The organism is Polaribacter sp. R2A056_3_33 (assembly GCF_019278485.1).
Taxonomy (GTDB): domain Bacteria; phylum Bacteroidota; class Bacteroidia; order Flavobacteriales; family Flavobacteriaceae; genus Polaribacter.
This window is the reverse complement of the sequence record NZ_CP058984.1, coordinates 3,681,524-3,701,284: the sequence shown is the minus strand read 5'-3', so window position 1 is coordinate 3,701,284 and position 19,761 is coordinate 3,681,524. Positions and strand designations below refer to the sequence as shown.

The window sequence follows — 19,761 nt, the reverse complement described above, 5'->3', positions numbered from 1 at the left end:
AAAATTACCCTCCTTTTTATATGCTTTTAATTTATTGCTGCTTTAAGCTTGTAAAGCTAGAATTACTAGGTAGTTCAAAAACTTGTAAATTAAAATAAGGAACTGCTGCAATTACATGGTCAAAAATATCCGACATAATGTATTCGTAGTTTTTCCAACGCTTATCACTACTAAAAGCATAAATTTCAATCGGAATACCTTGCGTTTCTGGTGGCATTTGGCGCACCATAATCATCATATCTTTATTGGTACCAGAATGGTTTTCTATGTAGGTTTCAATATATTTTCTAAAAACACCAATGTTCGTTAAATTTCTACCGTTTAATAATAGTTCTTTATTGATGTTATTTTTTTCATTATACGCATCAATATCTGCTTGTCTTGATTCTAAATAAGCGCTAATAGACTGAATTTTCTTAAAGTCTTCAACTTCTTGTGTAGATAAATAATGAATGCTTTCTAAGTTGATATTTAAAGACCTTTTAATACGTCTACCACCAGAATTGGTCATTCCACGCCAGTTTTTAAAAGAGTCAGAAATTAAGGCGTAGGTAGGGATTGTTGTAATCGTTTTGTCAAAATTTTGAACCTTTACTGTTGATAAATTAATTTCAATAACATCTCCATCTGCACCATATTTTTCAAATGTAATCCAATCGCCAATTCTTACCATATCATTTATAGATACTTGAATACTGGCAACAAAACCTAAAATAGTATCTTTAAAAATCAAGATAATAACAGCAGAAGCAGCTCCAATGGTAGTAATAAATTTGATAAACTCGATACCTGTAATAATAGCAAAGGCTGATAAAATACCGATTGCCCAAGCAAAAATCATAAACACCTGAATGTAACTATCTATCGGTTTATCCTTTAAATTTGGTAAGGTTTTAAAATAGTCTTTTAGAGAATTTAAGAAACTTCTTACTATCCAAAGGACTAAAACAATGGTAAATACCTCTAAACTTTTCTGAATTATATTTTCTATATATTGGAAATCAAAAAACACAAAAGGCACACATTCTAAAGCAAAAATTAATGGAACGATATGCGCTATATTTCGAGGTACTTTATTTTTTACTAAAATATCGTCAAAATTGGTCTTACTTTTTGAAGCAAATTGACTGAACAACTGTACAAGAATTTTTCTAATAATATAATCAATTAAAAATGTAAGAACTAATACAGTTATTAGCAAAGCAAACATATTTATATATGCTGCATAGGTTTCAGGGATTCCCGTATTTACTAAATAATCGTATAATTGATGTGTAATTTTCATAAATGAAGATTTTAAATAAGCCTTAATGTTAAAAAAAAGGGCGACTTATTATATAAATGTATTTAAAACAAACCAAATTCTTCAGTTCGTTTTATAAAGTAGTAGCATTTTAGCTTATAGCTAACATGTATAATAATTTTATAGCGCTAAGCTCTAAAGTAAATTATTGAGACTAAAAAGTGTGTCGTTGCTCTTGTGTAGAAGATGCATTTAACAATTCGTTAAACTTTTTAATGGAATCAAAGTTTTGTGAAATTGCATCCGAAACCGCAATTCCAGAAACTCCAGTTTCTAAAATTTCAGTAACATCATCTGTTGTGATTCCTCCAGCACCAATAATAGGAGTTTCAGTTTTTAAAGCTTCTACAATTAAAGAAAAACCATTTAAACCTAAATCCTTTATAGAATTCTCTTTCGCTTCCTTATTCTTAAACGGACTTAAAGTAATATAATCTACTTTTTTACTAATTAAGGTGTTACAATCTTGCAGGGTGTTTGCTGTTGCACCAACAATTTGCCAAGTAAATAAATGCTCTAAAGCCGTTGTAGCGCAGAAATCTATGTCCTCTAAATGAACACCATCTGCTTTTACTTCTTTCGCAATTTTAAAGTGATTGCTTAAAATTAATCTAGTTTGAAAATGAGATGTAATTTCTCTCGCTTCTAGTGCTAATTTTAGATATTTCTTTTCAGAAATACCAGCAATGTTTAATTGTACCAATTCTGCTCCAGACGAACATGCTTTCTGAATATTTTCTAAATGTTCTTTTGGAGAATTACCTTGAGATATATAGTGTAGTTTAGGAATCATTTTGTGTTCGTTTTAGGGTGATGGTTATAATCGCAAATGAATGCGTTTTATTAGTAAGTGGTTTTTAATTCCACATCCCATTAGATTCAGTCAAAATAATAGGATTTTTGTCTGTAATCAATATTGTTTGCTCATGTTGTGTAACGTATCCACCTCTATTTCCAACTAAAGTCCAACCGTCATTTAATTCTACAGCTACAGTTGATTTTGTTGAAATAAATGTTTCAATAGCTACTGTTGTATTTTTTCTAAACCTTTCACGATTAGATTTTACACGGTAGTTTAAAATGTTTTCAGGTTCTTCATGCAAACTTCTTCCTACTCCATGTCCTGCCAGATTTTTAATCACTTTAAAACCAGATTTTTTTGCTTCTGTTTCTATTAAATGTCCAATATCAGCTATTTTTACACCACCTTTTATGTTGCTTATAGCTTTATGTAAAATATCTTTAGAAGCATTTACAAGAGGTTGGTGATTATGAATGTCTTTTCCAATTACAAAAGAACCTCCATTATCAGACCAAAATCCGTTTAACTCTGCAGAAACATCAATATTTATTAAATCCCCCTCTTTCAATATTTTTTTGTCTGAAGGAATTCCGTGAGCAGCTTCTTCATTTACACTGATACAAGCATACCCAGGAAAATTATAAGTTTCATAAGGAGCAGATTTAGCACCATAACTCTTTAATATTTCAGCTCCATATGCATCTAACTCTTTAGTTGACATACCAACTTTGGCATGTTTTTTCATGAGTTTTAGCGTTGTTCCAACAACTTCACTAACCCTTTGCATTCCTATTAATTCTGCTTCTGTAGTTATTGACATTTGTTTATTTTTTGGGGTGAAATATTATTTAACAGATACTGTTTTAGCATATTGCATAAAATAAGACTCAAATCGTTTTAAAATAGGGTCCATTTTTTCTGAATATAATACATATTGGCATTTATGAATACTTTGTGTAATTGCCATTAATGCTGCATAGGCAGTTTTTTCAACTAAAAACAGGGCATCATCTATACTCAAAATCTTTAATTGTGTGGTATTTACACCTTCTAATAAAAGTAATTTATTCATGGTTTTAGGCGTAGCAATAAGCACGTCAACACCTTCAAAAATTTCTGATTTTAACAACTCTATGTGTTCTCTGTCATCACAAGCATAGACACGTAAAGCATCGTATTTACTAAGTTTTATAAATTCATCATGCAATGCAAGTGCTTTTTCAGAATTTTCTACTAAAACCAATGCCCTTGGAGCAGAACCAACTTCTTGGCACTTTAATTTATGCAAGGTAGTAAGTACTAGTGTAGTCGTTTTTCCACTGTTTGCTGGAGCTGTACAATAAATATTTGCACCACTTTTAATAACAGGTATACTTTTACTTTGAAATGGAGTAGGAGTTGTTATTTCTAGAGATTCTAAGATCTCTTTTATATCAGCATGTAATTTTTTAAAAGGCATATCTAAAAAAAGGTAAATGTTTGTTGTAAAAATAAAGGCAAATATACAATTTAATTGACGTACTCATTTCTTTTGAGGACTCGATTTTATAGGAACATTGAACAGAAATTTACACCAAACAATTCCCTCCGGTTTTTCAGCTTTGAGTAAAAGAATTGGTAGTACCAGAATTTAGGATTGAAACTACCTTAGAAATACATATATTAGAATAATAGATAAAATAAAAACACTTAAAAAGGCTCAATTAAATAGGTTGATTTAAGCGTATGTATTCTTCCTCTTTTTTAAACTCAGATAAGACATATTTTAATGATTTTTTTGGGGTTTAAAAAGAGGATATATGTGTGTAAATATTTTAAGAAAAAAATATCATAATTACTTAGGTTATAAAGAACTAATTCAATTGTTTTGCAGATTCAAAACTTTAGAATAAATGGATAATTTAATAACCTTTGCAATAACTGTTTTTACAGGCTTTTTTGCAATAACCAACCCGATCTCTAACATGACGGTTTTTGTGTCTTTAACGAGAGGTTTGGACAAAGAAACGAAAAGAGACATTAACAAACGAAGTAATATTATTGCTTTTGTAATTGTAACTGTTTTTGTGCTTTTAGGTAAATATATTTTTGAATTGTTTAATATAAGTGTCCCTGCATTTAAAATTACAGGAGGTATTTTAATATTTTACATTGGATTTGAAATGCTACAATCTAAAAAATCTGATGTAAAGAACATTAAAAATGTAGATGTTGATGAAGATATTGCGGTGTCTCCATTGGCAATTCCTATTTTGGCAGGTCCAGGAACCATTGTAACTGCCATGAACTTTGTGGCGAATGTACAAACCATACACATCATTTTAGTGATTGTGATCTTCGGAACCATGAGTTTAATTACTTTTTATACGTTTAGATTGAGTGATTTAATAGTAAAAGTAGTGGGGAATAACGTAATTTCTGTGATTGGTAAAATAATGGGTTTAATCATTGCCATTATTGGTACAGGTATGGTAATTACAGGTATTAAAATTTCTTTTGATTTGATAACCACATAATTTTAAAGTAAATTTTTTAGTTTAAACTTTATATCTGAAGGTTTCAAGATAATCTTAAATAAAAAAAGCCAGTTAGTAGTTTTACTAACTGGCTTTTACTTTTTAAAAAGAATGCTTATTTCTTTACAATCTTCATGGTCGTATTTAATTCAGCAATGTGTAAGACATAAACTCCTGAATGCAACCTAACCATATTGTCTAAAGTTACTTTACCAGTTGATAGGTCCATTTTTTTACTAAAAACAACAGCACCTAACATATCTATAATTTTTACGGTAGCCATTGTTATATTCGTTGATGTATTTAGTTGTAAATGTAATGTATCATCAAAAGGAATAGGAAACGTTTTAACCGTATTTACTGCATTATCGTAAACACTTAAAACAGTTCCTTTATTTCCTGGTGAACCTATAGCTGCTTCATTTGCATCATTTACTACGGTTGCATTGGCAAAATAAGGTGCTATATTAATTTCACTAAATCCAGCTTTTTCAACATCATACGATTGTCCTGGGTTAGAAGCCGTATCCGGATAGGTTTCAAAGTCAACGATTGTTCCAACCGTAGTTGGTTCTCCAATCCATAAAGTTACAGCATCTCCACCGCCAGATAAACCAGCACCAGCATAGGTTCCTATTTGAACATCCGAAATAGCATAAACTCCGCCCCAAACTGATATATAATTATCTGTGTCTGAAGCATCAACTGCAATTACAGATTCTCCTGGTTGAATAGAAGTAATCCCAGAAATTAAAACTGCAGATGCAGGATCTTGAGAATCATCATCAAAATAAAGTCCACCTAATTCTGGTGTCCAAGGTAATGGTCCATTATTCGTAATTTCAAACCAATCTGCAGTAAGATTATCACCCTCGCCGTTCCCTGGCCAGATTTCTGTAATATTTAAAACAGGTCCAACAAGTTTGTTGTAAGAATTCGGTGTATTAATTGCTTCACCTTCTACAGGAGTTCCTGTAAATCCGTCAAAACCTTCACCATTATAATCATTTCTTACCCAATCGCTTGTACTATCTGTGTCTACACCATTTGGAATACGAGAAGCACCACCAACTTGATTTTCATTCCCATCAAAACCAGGAACTAAATCTAAAGCATAGACTAAATCACCGGTTTGTCCTTCCGAACTAGCAATACCATCTACAACTGCAGACCAATAAGTGGTATCAATTGTTCCATCGTCATTGGTGTCTATATCATCTCCAAGTGCCCCACTATAATCCTTCACTAATAAAAATGTTGTTGCTCCATTTTCAAGAGTATTTTCTTGAAAAGGACTGGTCCAATACCCATTTTCATCCGTAGTACCTACGGTAAAAGTTGCATCATCAATTAAACCGGTATTTCCGCTATCTCCTTCAATTTCTACAATCGTATAATTTGAATAATCCGTATAAGGATCTCCATAAATTTCTATAAATTCTCGTGTATCTGTTCCAGAATGATCGATTACAAACTCGTTTATTACAGGGGTTTTAATAAATGGTGTGCCAACAGTTCCCAAAGTAACTACATCACTTCTAAATTTTTTCCATTGATCTCGTAAGCCTTTATTTTCTTCACCATCGTTATAAATAACAGTTGCACCTAAATCTACCAATAATTTTACAGTATCTGTATCACCATCTGCTCCTAAAAAGGTAGAATTTGGCAACGAAACCAAACCTTCAAAAGAACCGTTTGCATTTAATGCTGTTAAATCTGCATTTCTTAGTTCTGGTTGATCAGCCTCATTTCCGGTCCAAGTATATAATTTAAAATCTGTTTTTGTTCCGAAAGGACCACCGATTAAAATACATCCGTTTTCGTTACATTCCATACTTCTTAAACTTCTACCAGCTAAATCTAATAAAATAGGTGTTCCGAAAGTTGCAGAACCAGAAGGCATACCTGGTAAACTGGTAAAATTAGTTACAGGTATTACAATGGCTTTGTTTTCTACAGTAGAACTACGCAACCCTAAATAAGCAGTGGTTGTGCTGTTTGGTGCAAGTGCCAATGCTTCAACTTCTAAAACAGTACTTAATTGGAAATAGTTAGCGCCTAATCCATGTAGATTATTCTCATCCCAGTTTAATAAATCTTCTTGTAAATTGTTGTATTTATCATTGTACGTTAAGTTTGAGGCTGTTCCGGTTCCTGATAAAGTTGTAGTAAAAATCACCGATCTATCAGCTTCTGCTGTAGAACCAATCCAATAAATAGTATCATCTAATCTAAAAGAACCTTCTAAATCTGCTTCTTTGGTTGAACCTAAAAAACTATTAAAATCGATTTCTTTTACAGGTAAACCTGATTGATTTGCGTTGTATAAACGAATCGTTTGATCTTCATCATCACCAATCCAAATATAATCATCATCTATAGCAATTCCTGTAGAACCGTCTGCAGAACCAGTATGAAAACGACTTGTACTTGGTGTAATAGAAGCTGCTGAAGCTGCATAATTAATGGTATATGTTGCAGCGTTTTCTTCTGTATCTTTAACAGTAATTGTTATCGTTGAAAAGCCAAAAGTACTCGGTATAATTTTTAATAATCTTTCTCCACTAGTACCTGTAAGAACTAAGTTCGCGTTAGACACAACGGCTTCATTGCTACTGTTTATAGAAACAGTTAAATCTGATAATGCGGTATTAGAGTCTGAAATTAAAAAAGGAATACCAATAGTGCTTGCAGGATCGGTAGCATCATTTACAACACCACTAACAAAGCCAGCATTTGTTTCAGAAACATCTAAAAACGACGTTAAATTAGCCGTATCTACAACGATATTTATAGTAGAAGCAGCTACTTTTTCTAAGTTACCAGGAGATCCTATTGCAGATTCACCTTCATTATTTACCGCTGTAGCTGCAGGTACAAACGGCCCTTCTCCAAGAACACTGAAACTTCCTTTGGTAACATCGTAAGACTGACCAGGATTTGTTGCTGTATCTGGATATGCTTCAGAATCTACTCTTGTACTATTATCCGTTGGAGTAGTGGTGCTTACAAATAAATTAACCGTATCTCCTCCGCCACCTAACCCTTTTCCGTCATGCGTAGCAATCTGAACATTGGTTAGGTTGTAAACGCTTTCCCAAACAGCAATAAACTGTGTAGAATTTTCATCTTTTATAGCAATAATAGATTCTCCTGGTTGTATTATGGTAACACCATTTAATAATACAGCATCGTCTACATAGTCAATTTCATCTCTGTCGTCTACGTAATAAAGGTTTCCTTCGGCAGAAGTCCATGCGCCAGAACCTGTATTTGTAATTTCAAACCAATCACCAGTAAGATTATCACCTTTTCCGTTACCAGGCCATATTTCTGTAATTTGTAAATTAGGTGCTGTAGAACCTGTGTTTCCTGGAGATGCAATGGCAGATTCACCTTCATCATTTACTGCTGTAGCAACCGGAACATATGGTGCTTCACCAATAACACTAAAAGCGCCTTTAGTAACATCGTAAGACTGACCTGGATTTGCTTCTGTATCTGGATACGCTGCAGAATCTACTCTTGTGCTATTATCCGTAGGAACGGTTGCACTGATAAATAAATTAACAACATCACCACCTTTCCCTAATCCTTTTCCGTCGTGTGTTCCTATTTGAACATCTGTTAAATCATAAACGTCATCCCAGACCGATGTAAATTCTGTAATATCTTCATCTTTAATAGCAATAATAGATTCACCTGGCTTAATAACAGCAATACCGTTTATGAGTACAGCGTCATCTATATAATCAATTTCATCTCTATCATCAATAAAATAAAGGTCTCCCATGGCAGGAGTCCATGCTTCTGAGCCTGTATTTGTTATTTCAAACCAATCACCAGTAAGATTACTCCCCTTACTATTACCGGACCATATTTCTGTTATTTTTAAGGTTGTTTGTGAATAACCAACAAAATAGCTAAATAAGGCTGCAGTTAAAATTGTAATTTTTTTATACATATTTTCTCTTTTAGAATAGCCACAATATTAACCTTACATCGTTAAAATAATTGAAACTTATTATTACATATTGGTTAATTAAATAATGGATATGTAAATAAATTGTTTATTTTGAATTTATTTTTTTAATTGTAATTAGTTAATTTTAAGTGCTTATAAAAGAAGTAAACTGTATTCTTTTGGCGTTCCTATAGAAGTTCTTTTTATTCTTGACTCTTTATACTTATTTATAGCAGAAACCTTTCTTTTTTTTTTATCAATGATAAAAAAAGGTCTTTTAATTAAAACTAATTTTAAACATTCGATTTCTTAAAAAAATAAGTAATTAATTTAATAATCGTGATATCTTTGAACTTAATATAATGATTTGCAACTTTTGCAGTTGTAATTATAAATAAAGAACCAAATAAATAGAGTAAAAATATGACAGGAAGTTTACTTTTTGTAGCAATTATATTGTTAGCAGGAGCAATTATTTGCGTGTCTATTGCCAAACGATTGGGCTTAAGTTCTGTATTAGGGTATTTGATTGCAGGTGTAGTAATTGGACCTTATATGCTAGGAGTTATTGGGGAAGAAGGACAAGATATTATGCATATTTCTGAGTTTGGAGTTGTAATAATGTTGTTTTTAATTGGTCTCGAAATTGAACCAAAGAATTTTTGGGAGATGCGAAAAACCATTTTAGGCATGGGAGGTATACAAGTTTCTCTAACTATGTTGTTGTCTTATTATCTCTTTACTTCTTTTGATTATGAGTCTAAAGTTGCCTTGGTGTTATCTATGGCAGTCGCACTTTCTTCTACTGCAATTGTACTACAAACGATAAAAGAAAAAGGATTGATGCATACCACTTCGGGGGCTTCTGCTTTTTCAATTTTACTATTTCAGGATATCATTGTTATTTTTATGATTGGTTCTATTCCGTTAATGGCGAGTTCTAATTCAAAGATGCCTGCAGATACTCATGGCGGTCATGTAAACTTATTAGATGGTTTGCCAATGGAATTGCAAACGCTTGCCATTATTGCATCTGTAGTTTTTATTATTATAGCAGGTCGTTATTTAATTGTACCTATGTTACGTAAAGTTGTAAAATCTGGAGTTAGAGAACTCTTAATTGCAGCTGCTTTTTTAATTGTATTCGGAATTTCCTTTGTAATGGAATACGTTGGCTTAAGTCCGGCATTGGGAGCATTTTTAGGAGGTGTAGTACTATCTAACAGTGAGTTTAAACACGAGCTAGAAAGTACTTTAGAACCCTTTAAAAACTTAATGTTAGGGTTGTTTTTTATAGCTGTTGGAGCTTCGATTAACTTTATTGTAATTCAAAACAGTCCTTTTACTATTGGAGGTATTTTACTTGCCGTTATTTTTATTAAAGCCATTGTTTTATTTATAGTAGGACTTGTTTTTAAATTAAAAATAGATCAAAATTTATTGTTGACTTTTAATTTATCACAAGTAGGGGAGTTTGCTTTTGTATTGTTGTCATTTGCATTTCAATCTAGTATTTTAGAGCAAGAACAATTAGATATTATGCTTGTAGTTACCGCCTTAACCATGGGTATTACACCTATTGCAAGTATGATTAACGAACGCTTAATTCTTCCTAGAATAGGTACAAAAGAGTCTATAAAAAGACCAATGGACGAACACACTAAATCTGAAAAAATTATATTGGTTGGTTTTGGACAATTTGGTAGTACTGTAGGTCGTTTTTTAAAATCTCATGATATAGAAACCACAATTTTAGATCACGATTCTAATCGTGTAGATTATCTTAGAAAATTAGGTTTTGAGGTGTATTATGGTGATGCAACACGTATGGGATTGTTAGAGTCTGCAGGTATTGCAGAAGCAAAAATTTTAATTTGTGCAGTAGACAACCCAGATGCTGCACATCAAATAAGCAAACAGGTTAAGAAAAAATATCCGCATGTAGAATTAATGGTTAGAGCAAGAAACAGATATGATGCTTATGAGTTGGTTAATTTGGGAATTGAAAATATTTATCGTGAAACATTAGATACTTCCTTAACCTTGGCTTGTGATGTTTTAACTAAAGTTGGTTTCGAAAAAGAAACATTAAAAAACCAAGTAGCCAAATTTATTAAGTACGACGAAGAAAGTATAAGACGTTTAGCGGCTGAACCAAAAGGAGACGATGATTATATATTTAAAAAGCGTGAAGAGTATAAACAACAAGTAGCATCTCTTAAAGAAGATTTTAAAAGAGATAAACAACAAACTTAAATCTATTCTTTACTATAAGTTATCTAAGTTACTTAAATAAAGTGGTTTATGTTTTTGTTTAAACATGATGTTCTAGCGAGTTATATTGATAAAATAACTTACTGTTAATGTAAAACTACATAACGTAAAAGAAAATATTAGTCCTGCTTCGGTAGGACTTTTTTGTAACTGGATTCTAATAGAAAGTAGTAAACTACTTCAGTTTTCAAGGTTTACTTCAATCTTTAAGTCCATTAATAGAAGATTATCTACGTAGTAAAAAGGTGCTTAAAGTTATTGAAAATCATCTTTATCAATGATAAAAAAGAAGAAGTTAAAAAGAAATAGGTAAGGAGATGCCGTTTAATAAAACGGAAGAAGACAAAAAAATGGTTGTCTAAAAGAAAGTTTTACATCAATCTGAAGCTAGTTCAGTATAACATGATTTAAAACTTTTTTAGACAACCACTTGTACTTAAATAGTAATACTATTATTTACTAGAACCACTAAATTTATAAGTAACTCCAAAATTTAATCCGAAAGAAGAATAAGGTACTTTTTGAGATATTTTTTTTATATGATCTGGATCTGGTGATTCTGCTTGAGCTGCTGCCTCTGCATGAGATAATTCATCTACGTATGTAGTTTCCTTATAAAAACCATCAGGTAAGTTATCTAAATTGAAATTAGCAACGACTGTACCATCAGGTAAAGCAACATCTGTATTGAATTCTTTTAATTCAGAATCTTTTCTTTTTAAACTAATTCCGTAATATTCTGCTTCTACAAAAAGAGAAAAATGTTCATTCAAATCAAATGAATATCCCAATGCACCTACAAAACCTAAAGGAAATTGTCCGTGAAAGTCTTCTATATAATTAGTTTCAGAATAAGAACCATTAGGTAAGCCTTGAGGCGATGGATTATCATCGGTATAGAATACTTTATTATAAACAACTGCTTCTGTTTTACCACCAACTTTTATCAAAGCACCAATACGCCCGTAAAAGTTCTCTGTAAAATTATATACCATAGAAGCAGAGGCTCCAAATGCACGAGCTCTTGCAACTGCATTTACTTCTGCAACTGTTGGTATAGATGTTTTGTTAATTGTTTGGTCTGCACCATGTAAATATCCTAAACCTAATTCTAATCCAAATTTTTCATTTAAAAAGTACGTTCCTCTTATTTGAACATTTGAACCTTCTCCGTAACTACCATAATTATTTTCGGTACTAGTTGTAGTTGTTGTGGTTCCTGTAAGCATTCCTGCACTACTCATTGCGTATCCTGTGCTTGCAGATACTTGAAATTGTGCGAAAGAAGCTGTACTAACTAAAATTGCTGCTACTGCTGTAATTAATTGTTTCATAATATATAATTTTTGAATTATTTATAAAAAGATAAAAATTTTAGGGATTCTAATATCTCACATAAATGAAACTTATTTACAAAAACTTAGAGATCATTATTGTCACCTTAAATTAAAATCGAAGGCAAATATACTTTTTTTTTGATAAGGTTGATGAACCTAACTAAAGGTAAAAAAATCCATCGAATTATTTCGTTTTAAAGTAAAAATATTACTTCTTAATTCTTAGGTGTATTCGTTAAAAAGCTGATAATATGGGTGTTTAATTCCCGTTTTGGTGTGTAAATGAAAATCTAAAGTATTTAATTATTAAAAAATAGTTTAAATCTTCTGTTACACTAGTCTAAAATCAATTTCCCTAATTTATTGTTTCCAGATAACCAAGCCGTATTTTTATCTACAAACTGAATTGCATAATACGCTTCTTTACTGACTTCTACCCAACTAAGACCTCCATTATTAGAGAACGAAATTCCTGTTTTACCAACAGCAAAAACCTCTTTTCCGTTGGTTTTAGGCACATACTGTACACAGCTTTTGTAGTTAGGGTTTTGTCCATTTGCAACTAAAGTCCAAGTGAGTCCGCCATCATTTGTTATGGCTTTATTTGCTTTGTTTTCTAGAGGTTTTGAGTAGTCACCACCAATTGCAATTCCGTTATTTTTATCAGTAAAATCAATAGAATAAATACCTTGTGGTCCATTTCCTTGTACAATTGGTGTATTATAAACTTGCCAAGTATTTCCATAGTCATCAGACTTTAAAATACGAGCTTTTTTTCCTCCGGATGCAATCCACACCGTGCTACCAATCGTTTTTATATTGGTGTTACTTGCCGCAAAAAATGCTTCACCTTCTTCAAATTCAGGTAAATTAGCACACGGAATTTTAGACCATGTATCTCCACCATCCGAAGTCAAAAGGATAGATGCGCAATTTTCTGTAGGATCTCCAACTGCAATTCCATGTTGGTTATCATCAAAAAACTGTAAAGCATCGTAAAAAACTTTCTCGTGGTTTTCTGTATATTTTAAAGTTGCTTTTCCATCTGAAAGATGATATAATAAAGCAGGATTACTAATACTTAAGGCAAAAACAGCTTTGTTATTAGAAGCAATACTTCTAAAGTTAGGTCTAATAGAATCTTGATATTTCACTTCTAAAACCCTTGGTGTCAACTTATAATCTTCGCTATCTGAAAAGAAACCAATATCTCCATTAGAACCTGCATATATAACTTCATGCTTATTGACAACCTGAATTGCACGAATGCTAACGCTGTCTATTTTGAACTCTTTTACGGTAATAGCATTGATTTCTCTAGGTTGATAATTGACTGCACAAGACGTCAAACCTAGGAAACCAAAAATAAATATGATTATTCTCTTCATTTTTGATACTTTTATGGCACTAAAATATAACAAATCATTTTTAGATAATGAAAAAAGCATTGGTAATTTCAGGAGGAGGAAGTAAAGGGGCATTTGCAGGCGGAGTTGCGCAATACTTAATGAAAAAAGAAAAAAAAGATTACGATATATATATTGGTACTTCTACGGGAAGTTTAATGGTTTCTCACTTAGCTCTTGGAAAATTAGATGAACTAAAAAAATTATACACGAATGTAAATCAAAAAACTATTTTCAGTAATAATCCTTTTAAAATTAAAAAAGTAGCTGGAGAAAAAGTGGTTACTATTCGACATTTAAATACCTTTTGGAACTTTTTAAACGGAAGAAAAACTTTTGGAGAAAGTAAAAACTTACGGACTTTAATTAAGAAAAAAATTACCAAAGAAATATATAATGAGATTAGAGAAAACAATAAAGAGGTTGTTGTAACAGTTTCTAATTTAACAGCCAATCAAATTGAATATAAATCTATTAACGATTGTACGTATGACGATTTTTGTGATTGGATTTGGGGATCTTGCAACTATGTACCTTTTATGAGTTTGTTAGAAAAAAATAATTGTCAGTATGCAGACGGTGGTTTTGGGTCTTTAGTACCTATTAGAGAAGCTATTTTACGTGGTGCCACAGAAATTGATGCTATTATCTTAGAAACAGAAGTCACTCAGTTTAATAAGTTGCCCGCTACAAATCCGTTTTCTTTATTGTTTGATGTGTTCGATTTTATGTTGGCACACGTAGAAAGACACAATATTACCATTGGTAAATTAGCTGCTACGAATAAAAATATTAAACTAAATTTGTATTATACTCCAACGGTTTTAACTACCAATTCTTTAGTTTTTGATGAAACTTTAATGCGTAAATGGTGGAAATCTGGTTATAAATATGCAAAGTCTAAGAGAGAAGAATTAATGAGTGAATTTAGACCCGATGTTTTAACAGATCAAGAAATAGAAGAAGGTTTAGATGATTTAGAGGACTTAAATTTGTAAGTTAATTAGTTTTTTTGCTTTCAGATATAACGGTTATGATATTTCATCAATAATCGACTTATATTAATCATTCGCTAGCGCGAGCGTCTCGCTCATGAAACAACAAATAAAGTACAATAAACGATTTTCGTTACGCTTGTTCGAGTCATTTATAGAAATTGTATTTTTTCTAATAGTATGTTTATATTATGTGGGCACGAGCGGGACGCTCGCGCCAGCGGATGGGACTTAAATTTGTAAATTAATTTGTTTATTTTTTTACGCCTTCAGATATAACGGTTATGACACTTCATCAATAATTTCACTTATATTAATCATTCGCTAGCGCGAGCGTCTCGCTCGTGAAACAACAAATAAAACACAACAAACGATTTATACAAAGCTTGTTTGAGTCATTTATAGTGATTGTATTTTTTCTAAAATAGTATGTTTATATTGTGTGAGCACGAGCGGGACGCTCGCGCCAACGGATGGTACTTAAATTTGTAAGTTAATTAGTTTATTTTTTTAGGCCTTCAGATATAACGGTTATGACACTTCATCAATAATCGCACTTATATTAATCATTCGCTAACGCAACCGCCCCGCTCGTGAAACAACAAATAAAGTACAATAAACGATTTTCGTTACGCTTGTTAGAGTCATTTATAGAAATTGTATTTTTTCTAATAGTATGTTTATATTATGTAGACACGAGCGGGACGCTCGCGCCAGCGGATAAGGTTAGTTCGATTTTCAAAAATAAAACTTAACGATTGAGCGTGTATTTCTTTCGCTAGCGCGAGCGTCTCGCTCGTGAAACAACAAATAAAACACAACAAACGATTTTCGCAACGCTTGTTTGAATCATTTATAGTGATTGTGTTTTTTCTAAAATAGTATGTTTATATTGTGTGGGCGTGGGCACGAGCGGGACGCTAACGCCAGCAGATAAACATAATAAACTTTATATATGAGCAGAAAATATAAATTTGGAGAAAAATCAGGAGCTTATTTTATCAGTTTTGCTACGGTAAATTGGATAGATGTATTTACAAGAGATGCTTATTTTTGGTGTATTATAGAATCTTTAGATTATTGCAGAAAGCATAAGGGAATGGAAATATATGGATATTGTATAATGCCAAGTCACATACATTTAATTTTTCGTTCTGCATTAAATGATCCCTCTGGATTAATTAGAGATTTTAAAGGTTTTACTTCAAAAAAAATGTTGAAAGCGATTGAAGAGAATCCGCAAGAAAGCAGAAAAGAATGGATGCTTTGGATGTTTGAACGTGCTGGAAAAAAGAATAGTAATGTTACCAATAAACAATTTTGGCAACAACACAATCAACCAATTGAAATTTGGTCTTTAAAGATATTTGAGCAAAAACTAAAATATATTCATAATAATCCTGTAGAAACTGGTTTTGTAACTGATTCTATAGATTGGAAATATAGCAGCGCTAGAAATTATGGCAATGACGATTCTACGATTTTAGAGATAGATTTGAATTAGATTATTATGATGGTAAGAGGCACGAGCGAGGCGCTCTCGCTAGCTTGAATATATGTTATTATTGATTGAAATTGTTTGTAGAATTACTTGTTGGCAGCAATTAGTTTTCTACAAGTCAATAATATTTATTTTAAACTAGAAACTCATAATTACTGTCCGTTAACGCGAGCGTTCCGCTCGTGACACAATAATAAGAAGTCAACATGCAATTTATAAAAAGCAAACATCAGATATTTTAATGATTAGCTTTTTAATAAAATAACACGTTATGTGTATAGACACGAGCGAGGCGCTCGCGCTAAAAAACTATTTATAGAATCTACTAATTGGCTACACTCTGTTTTTCAATATCAATTATACTCATTTTAAGCTAGAAGCTAATATCATTATCTGCTGCTAGCGCGAGCGTCCCGCTCGTGACACAATAATAAAAAGTCAACAAGCAATTTACAAAAAGCTGATATATGCTGTTTTAAATTATTATTTTTTGAATAAATAAATATTATGTAGAAGCACGAGCGGGACGCTCGCGCCAGCTGATTTTTTTATAAGTTTCAATTCTAATTATTTAAAATCTACATACATTTCGTTTGCAAAAGGTCTTTGTAATTTAGAATTGGTAATTTTATTTTTATTGAAAGTAGTTATCGTTTTTCCTGTAGATCTAGCTCCAGTAGTTATATATTGAATAGTTCTCGCTAATAAAGGTTCTGTTTTACTTCCTAATTCACCTAAATTTATAACACCAGTATCTAGACCAAAATCTTCTTCCAATTGAACTTCTGCTGTATATCCATTAGGATTATTTTCTTCATTAGCATTTTTTATTTCTAAAACAATAGGTTGCATTGCGTAGGTGTGATTGGTATTTAAGTCTGCACCATTTCTTCCATAACCTTCAGAATCATATAAGGTAATAGATCCTACTTGCTTACCCACAGTTTGTGTACCCACTAATTTTACATCAATATAAGCACTTAAAGCATTTATAACCAATTCAGATGCAGATGCGGTATCTTCGGAAACAATAAAATAGACAGTAGAAAGGTTTAAACTATTGATAGATTCGTTTGTATCTGTAATTTTATCGGTAAAATAATTTATAAAATTACTAGCATCATTATTTTCCATTACTTTTTCATTCCAAACTTGTTTAGAAAAAACAGTTGTATTAGACTCTGTAGTAATCATACTACCTAAATACGTTGCTGTTTGCACAGATCCACCACCATTGTAGCGTAAATCTACGATTAAATCTGTAACTCCACTTGCCTTAAAAGTTCCAAAAGCAGCGTTTAATTCACTATCATAAGAACTTGCAAATTGATTGTATAATAAATATCCAATTTTTTTAGTTCCTTCAGTAAAAGTTTCTACAATTGCTACTGGGTTTTCTTGTATTTGAATTTTACTTAAAGCAATAGAAGTACCGTTTAAAATTGGGTTTCCACCATTAAAATCGGCTAAATTAATGGTGTAATCTGTATTTGTACCAAATAATAAATCTTGATAATTATTTGCTGTAATTTGAGTTCCATCAACACTACTAAAAACCATACCTCTTAAAACTCCTTGTGTTTTTGCATCAGAACCAGGTACTACATATCTAACAACGCCATAAACATTGGTAGTACTTCCGTTTTCTAAATATAATTGAAAGTCCATTCCGTTGCTTACAGTAATTCCCTGAAAAGCATTTTCTAAAGCAACATAATCATCAACAATCCAAGAAAAACGATCATAACCCTTTTCATTTGCAGGATAACTATTCTCTGCTGTATATAATAAATTATCAAATAAATTTTCTGGAGATGAAAAACCTTCTAAGTAACTATTTAATTGATTCTGATTGCTAAAACGTAAGTCAGACAAATCAGGAACATCACTTTGCCATAAATAGTAAGCATTTAGACCTCCCCAAACAAAATTTTCAATTTCTAAATCAGTGGGAATGCCATCTTCACTTTTATCACAGTTAAAAAAGAGTAGAGAAACAATGAAAACAAATATTATTTTAGGGAATAATTTAAACTTCATAAATTTATGTTTATAGAATACAACGCAAGATAAAAAGAAATAGTATTATTTTTAAATATGTTGTAACAAAATATATTGTGCATCGTCTTAATTATGTAAACCCGATATTATAAATCAGTTTACAACAAAAATCAACCAAACCAAATGAACCAGTCAGACTTTTTAAAAGTTGTTTTACCCTTTAAGGATAAAGTCTTCCGTTTAGCAAAAAGACTTTTAGTTTCTACAGAAGAAGCTGAAGATGCTACACAAGAGCTGATCTTTAAATTATGGAAAAGCAAAGAAAAGATTGCTGATTATAAAAATGTTGAAGCGTTTGCTATGACCATGACAAAAAACTATTGTTATGATCGTTTAAAAAGTAAACAAGCAAGTAATTTAACATTAATACACAGTAATTATAAAGAAAAAGATACGTCTTTAGATAAGCAAGTAGAACATCGAGACAGTGTAAACCAAGTGCACCAATTGATAGCAGCATTGCCAGAGCAACAAAAAATTATTATTCAATTAAGAGATATTGAACAATATGATTTTGATGAAATCTGCAAAATGGTAGATATGAAACCTACTGCAGTACGAGTAGCATTGTCTAGAGCAAGAAAAACAATAAGAGAACAATTAATTAAAAAACATAACTATGGAGTTAGCTAACATAGAAAAATTAGTAGAAAAATACGAAAACGCAGAAACGTCTTTGCAAGAAGAAACAACCCTAAGAAACTATTTCACAGGAGGGAATGTTGCACCACATTTGCAAGAATACGAATACATGTTTAATTATTTTGCTGCTAGCAAGGATGAAACGTACACAAAAACCATTGAGTTAGAACCTAAGAAATCTAAAAAGAGAAACTTAAAATGGTTATCTGTTGCAGCGTCTGTAGTCTTATTATTTAGTGTATTTATTGGTCAGCAAGAATACAAAAGATACCAAGCTAAAAAACAATTCGAGCAAATAAGTAAAGGGTTAATGCTTTTATCATCTAACCTTCAAAAAGGAGAGCAAGCGGTGGCAACCTTATATACTTATGAAGATACCGTAAAAAAAATATTAAAATAAAAAACCAAGTAACAATAGTAAAACCAAGTAAACACAGAAATTATGAAAAAAATAGCAATATTAATAGCGTTAGTCGTTGCCCCAATGGTAACAAGCGCACAGTCCTTTTTTGACACTTTAGAAGATATGAACGGAGTAGACATGGTAGTAGTTACCAAAGATGCTTTTGAATTAATTTCTAAGTTTAAAAATGTTAAAGTAGATGATAACGAAGGCATGAAAGTCTTTCAAATGATTCAAGATTTAAAAGAATTTAAAATGTTTTCTACAAAAGATACAGACATCGCAAATAAAATGGAGGCAATGGCAAATGCTGCAATTAAGAAGCAGAATTTAACACAGTTAATGCGTATTAAAGACAATAATTCTCGTGTAAAAATTTATGTACAATCTACACCAAATAAAGATTATGTGAGTGAAGTTTTAATGTTTATTAAAGGTGTTGATAAACAAACAAGTGGACAGGCAGACGCGATTGTTGTTTCTTTAACAGGAAACATAGATATTAATAAAATGTCTGAATTAGCAGACACTTTTTCTAAAAATTAAATCATTAA

The 19,761-nt window shown here is 31.6% G+C and carries 15 protein-coding genes; 7 read left to right on the top strand and 8 right to left on the bottom strand.

All coding sequences use genetic code 11. The annotated features are described in order from the left end of the window. Nucleotides 1-31: 31 nt before the first annotated feature. From H0I29_RS15570 to H0I29_RS15555, 4 genes are all read right to left on the bottom strand, one after another. The gene (locus tag H0I29_RS15570) at nt 32-1,285 is read right to left on the bottom strand and encodes a mechanosensitive ion channel family protein (RefSeq protein WP_218753190.1); all 1,254 of its coding nucleotides are present in this window, start codon (nt 1,283-1,285) and stop codon (nt 32-34) included. A gap of 172 nt (nt 1,286-1,457) precedes the next feature. After that, the gene (locus H0I29_RS15565) at nt 1,458-2,096 is read right to left on the bottom strand and encodes a thiamine phosphate synthase (protein ID WP_218753188.1); all 639 of its coding nucleotides are present in this window, start codon (nt 2,094-2,096) and stop codon (nt 1,458-1,460) included. Between the two features lie 64 nt (nt 2,097-2,160). Then, entirely contained in the window at nt 2,161-2,925 is a 765-nt protein-coding gene (gene map, locus H0I29_RS15560) for a type I methionyl aminopeptidase (protein WP_218753186.1), read from the bottom strand. 24 nt (nt 2,926-2,949) lie between these two features. Further along, the gene (locus tag H0I29_RS15555; protein ID WP_218753184.1) at nt 2,950-3,564 is read right to left on the bottom strand and encodes a DEAD/DEAH box helicase; all 615 of its coding nucleotides are present in this window, start codon (nt 3,562-3,564) and stop codon (nt 2,950-2,952) included. Nucleotides 3,565-3,997: 433 nt separating this feature from the next. Between H0I29_RS15555 and H0I29_RS15550 the strand changes: the two genes are divergently transcribed. Beyond that, a complete protein-coding gene (locus tag H0I29_RS15550; RefSeq protein ID WP_218730451.1) occupies nt 3,998-4,621 on the top strand; it encodes a MarC family protein in 624 nt (207 codons plus the stop codon). A gap of 115 nt (nt 4,622-4,736) precedes the next feature. Here the strand turns inward: H0I29_RS15550 and H0I29_RS15545 are convergent, their stop codons facing one another. Further along, entirely contained in the window at nt 4,737-8,588 is a 3,852-nt protein-coding gene (locus tag H0I29_RS15545; RefSeq protein WP_218753182.1) for a T9SS type A sorting domain-containing protein, read from the bottom strand. A 423-nt stretch (nt 8,589-9,011) separates the two neighbouring features. On the opposite strand from H0I29_RS15545, the gene H0I29_RS15540 reads away from it, so the two are divergent. Continuing rightward, nucleotides 9,012-10,844, top strand: a complete 1,833-nt coding sequence (locus H0I29_RS15540; protein WP_218753180.1) for a cation:proton antiporter — start codon at nt 9,012-9,014, stop codon at nt 10,842-10,844. Nucleotides 10,845-11,314: 470 nt separating this feature from the next. Here the strand turns inward: H0I29_RS15540 and H0I29_RS15535 are convergent, their stop codons facing one another. Together H0I29_RS15535 and H0I29_RS15530 are read right to left on the bottom strand one after the other, a co-directional pair. Next, nucleotides 11,315-12,196, bottom strand: coding sequence for an outer membrane beta-barrel protein (locus H0I29_RS15535; protein ID WP_218753178.1), 882 nt, complete (start codon nt 12,194-12,196; stop codon nt 11,315-11,317). A gap of 338 nt (nt 12,197-12,534) precedes the next feature. Further along, on the bottom strand, nt 12,535-13,587 hold the full coding sequence (locus tag H0I29_RS15530; protein ID WP_218753176.1) for an oxidoreductase: 1,053 nt from the start codon (nt 13,585-13,587) through the stop codon (nt 12,535-12,537). A gap of 47 nt (nt 13,588-13,634) precedes the next feature. Here H0I29_RS15530 and H0I29_RS15525 point away from each other — a divergent pair, with 47 nt between their 5' ends. Then, nucleotides 13,635-14,603 carry a patatin family protein gene (locus tag H0I29_RS15525; RefSeq protein ID WP_218730446.1) on the top strand — a complete coding sequence of 323 codons (969 nt, stop codon included), beginning with the start codon at nt 13,635-13,637 and terminating at the stop codon, nt 14,601-14,603. Nucleotides 14,604-15,555: 952 nt separating this feature from the next. Next, nucleotides 15,556-16,104 carry a transposase gene (locus H0I29_RS15520; RefSeq protein WP_218753175.1) on the top strand — a complete coding sequence of 183 codons (549 nt, stop codon included), beginning with the start codon at nt 15,556-15,558 and terminating at the stop codon, nt 16,102-16,104. Nucleotides 16,105-16,668: 564 nt separating this feature from the next. Here the strand turns inward: H0I29_RS15520 and H0I29_RS15515 are convergent. Then, complete coding sequence (locus H0I29_RS15515) at nt 16,669-18,141, bottom strand: S41 family peptidase (RefSeq protein ID WP_218753173.1); 1,473 nt, start codon at nt 18,139-18,141, stop codon at nt 16,669-16,671. Between the two features lie 144 nt (nt 18,142-18,285). Between H0I29_RS15515 and H0I29_RS15510 the strand changes: the two genes are divergently transcribed. Genes H0I29_RS15510 through H0I29_RS15500 form a run of 3 tightly spaced genes read left to right on the top strand, consistent with a single transcriptional unit; the run spans nt 18,286 to nt 19,753 of the window. After that, a complete protein-coding gene (locus tag H0I29_RS15510) occupies nt 18,286-18,795 on the top strand; it encodes an RNA polymerase sigma factor (protein ID WP_218730443.1) in 510 nt (169 codons plus the stop codon). Next, complete coding sequence (locus H0I29_RS15505) at nt 18,782-19,204, top strand: hypothetical protein (protein WP_218730442.1); 423 nt, start codon at nt 18,782-18,784, stop codon at nt 19,202-19,204. The genes H0I29_RS15510 and H0I29_RS15505 overlap by 14 nt, the downstream gene beginning before the upstream one ends. A gap of 42 nt (nt 19,205-19,246) precedes the next feature. Next, complete coding sequence (locus tag H0I29_RS15500) at nt 19,247-19,753, top strand: DUF4252 domain-containing protein (RefSeq protein ID WP_218753171.1); 507 nt, start codon at nt 19,247-19,249, stop codon at nt 19,751-19,753. Nucleotides 19,754-19,761: the final 8 nt, after the last annotated feature.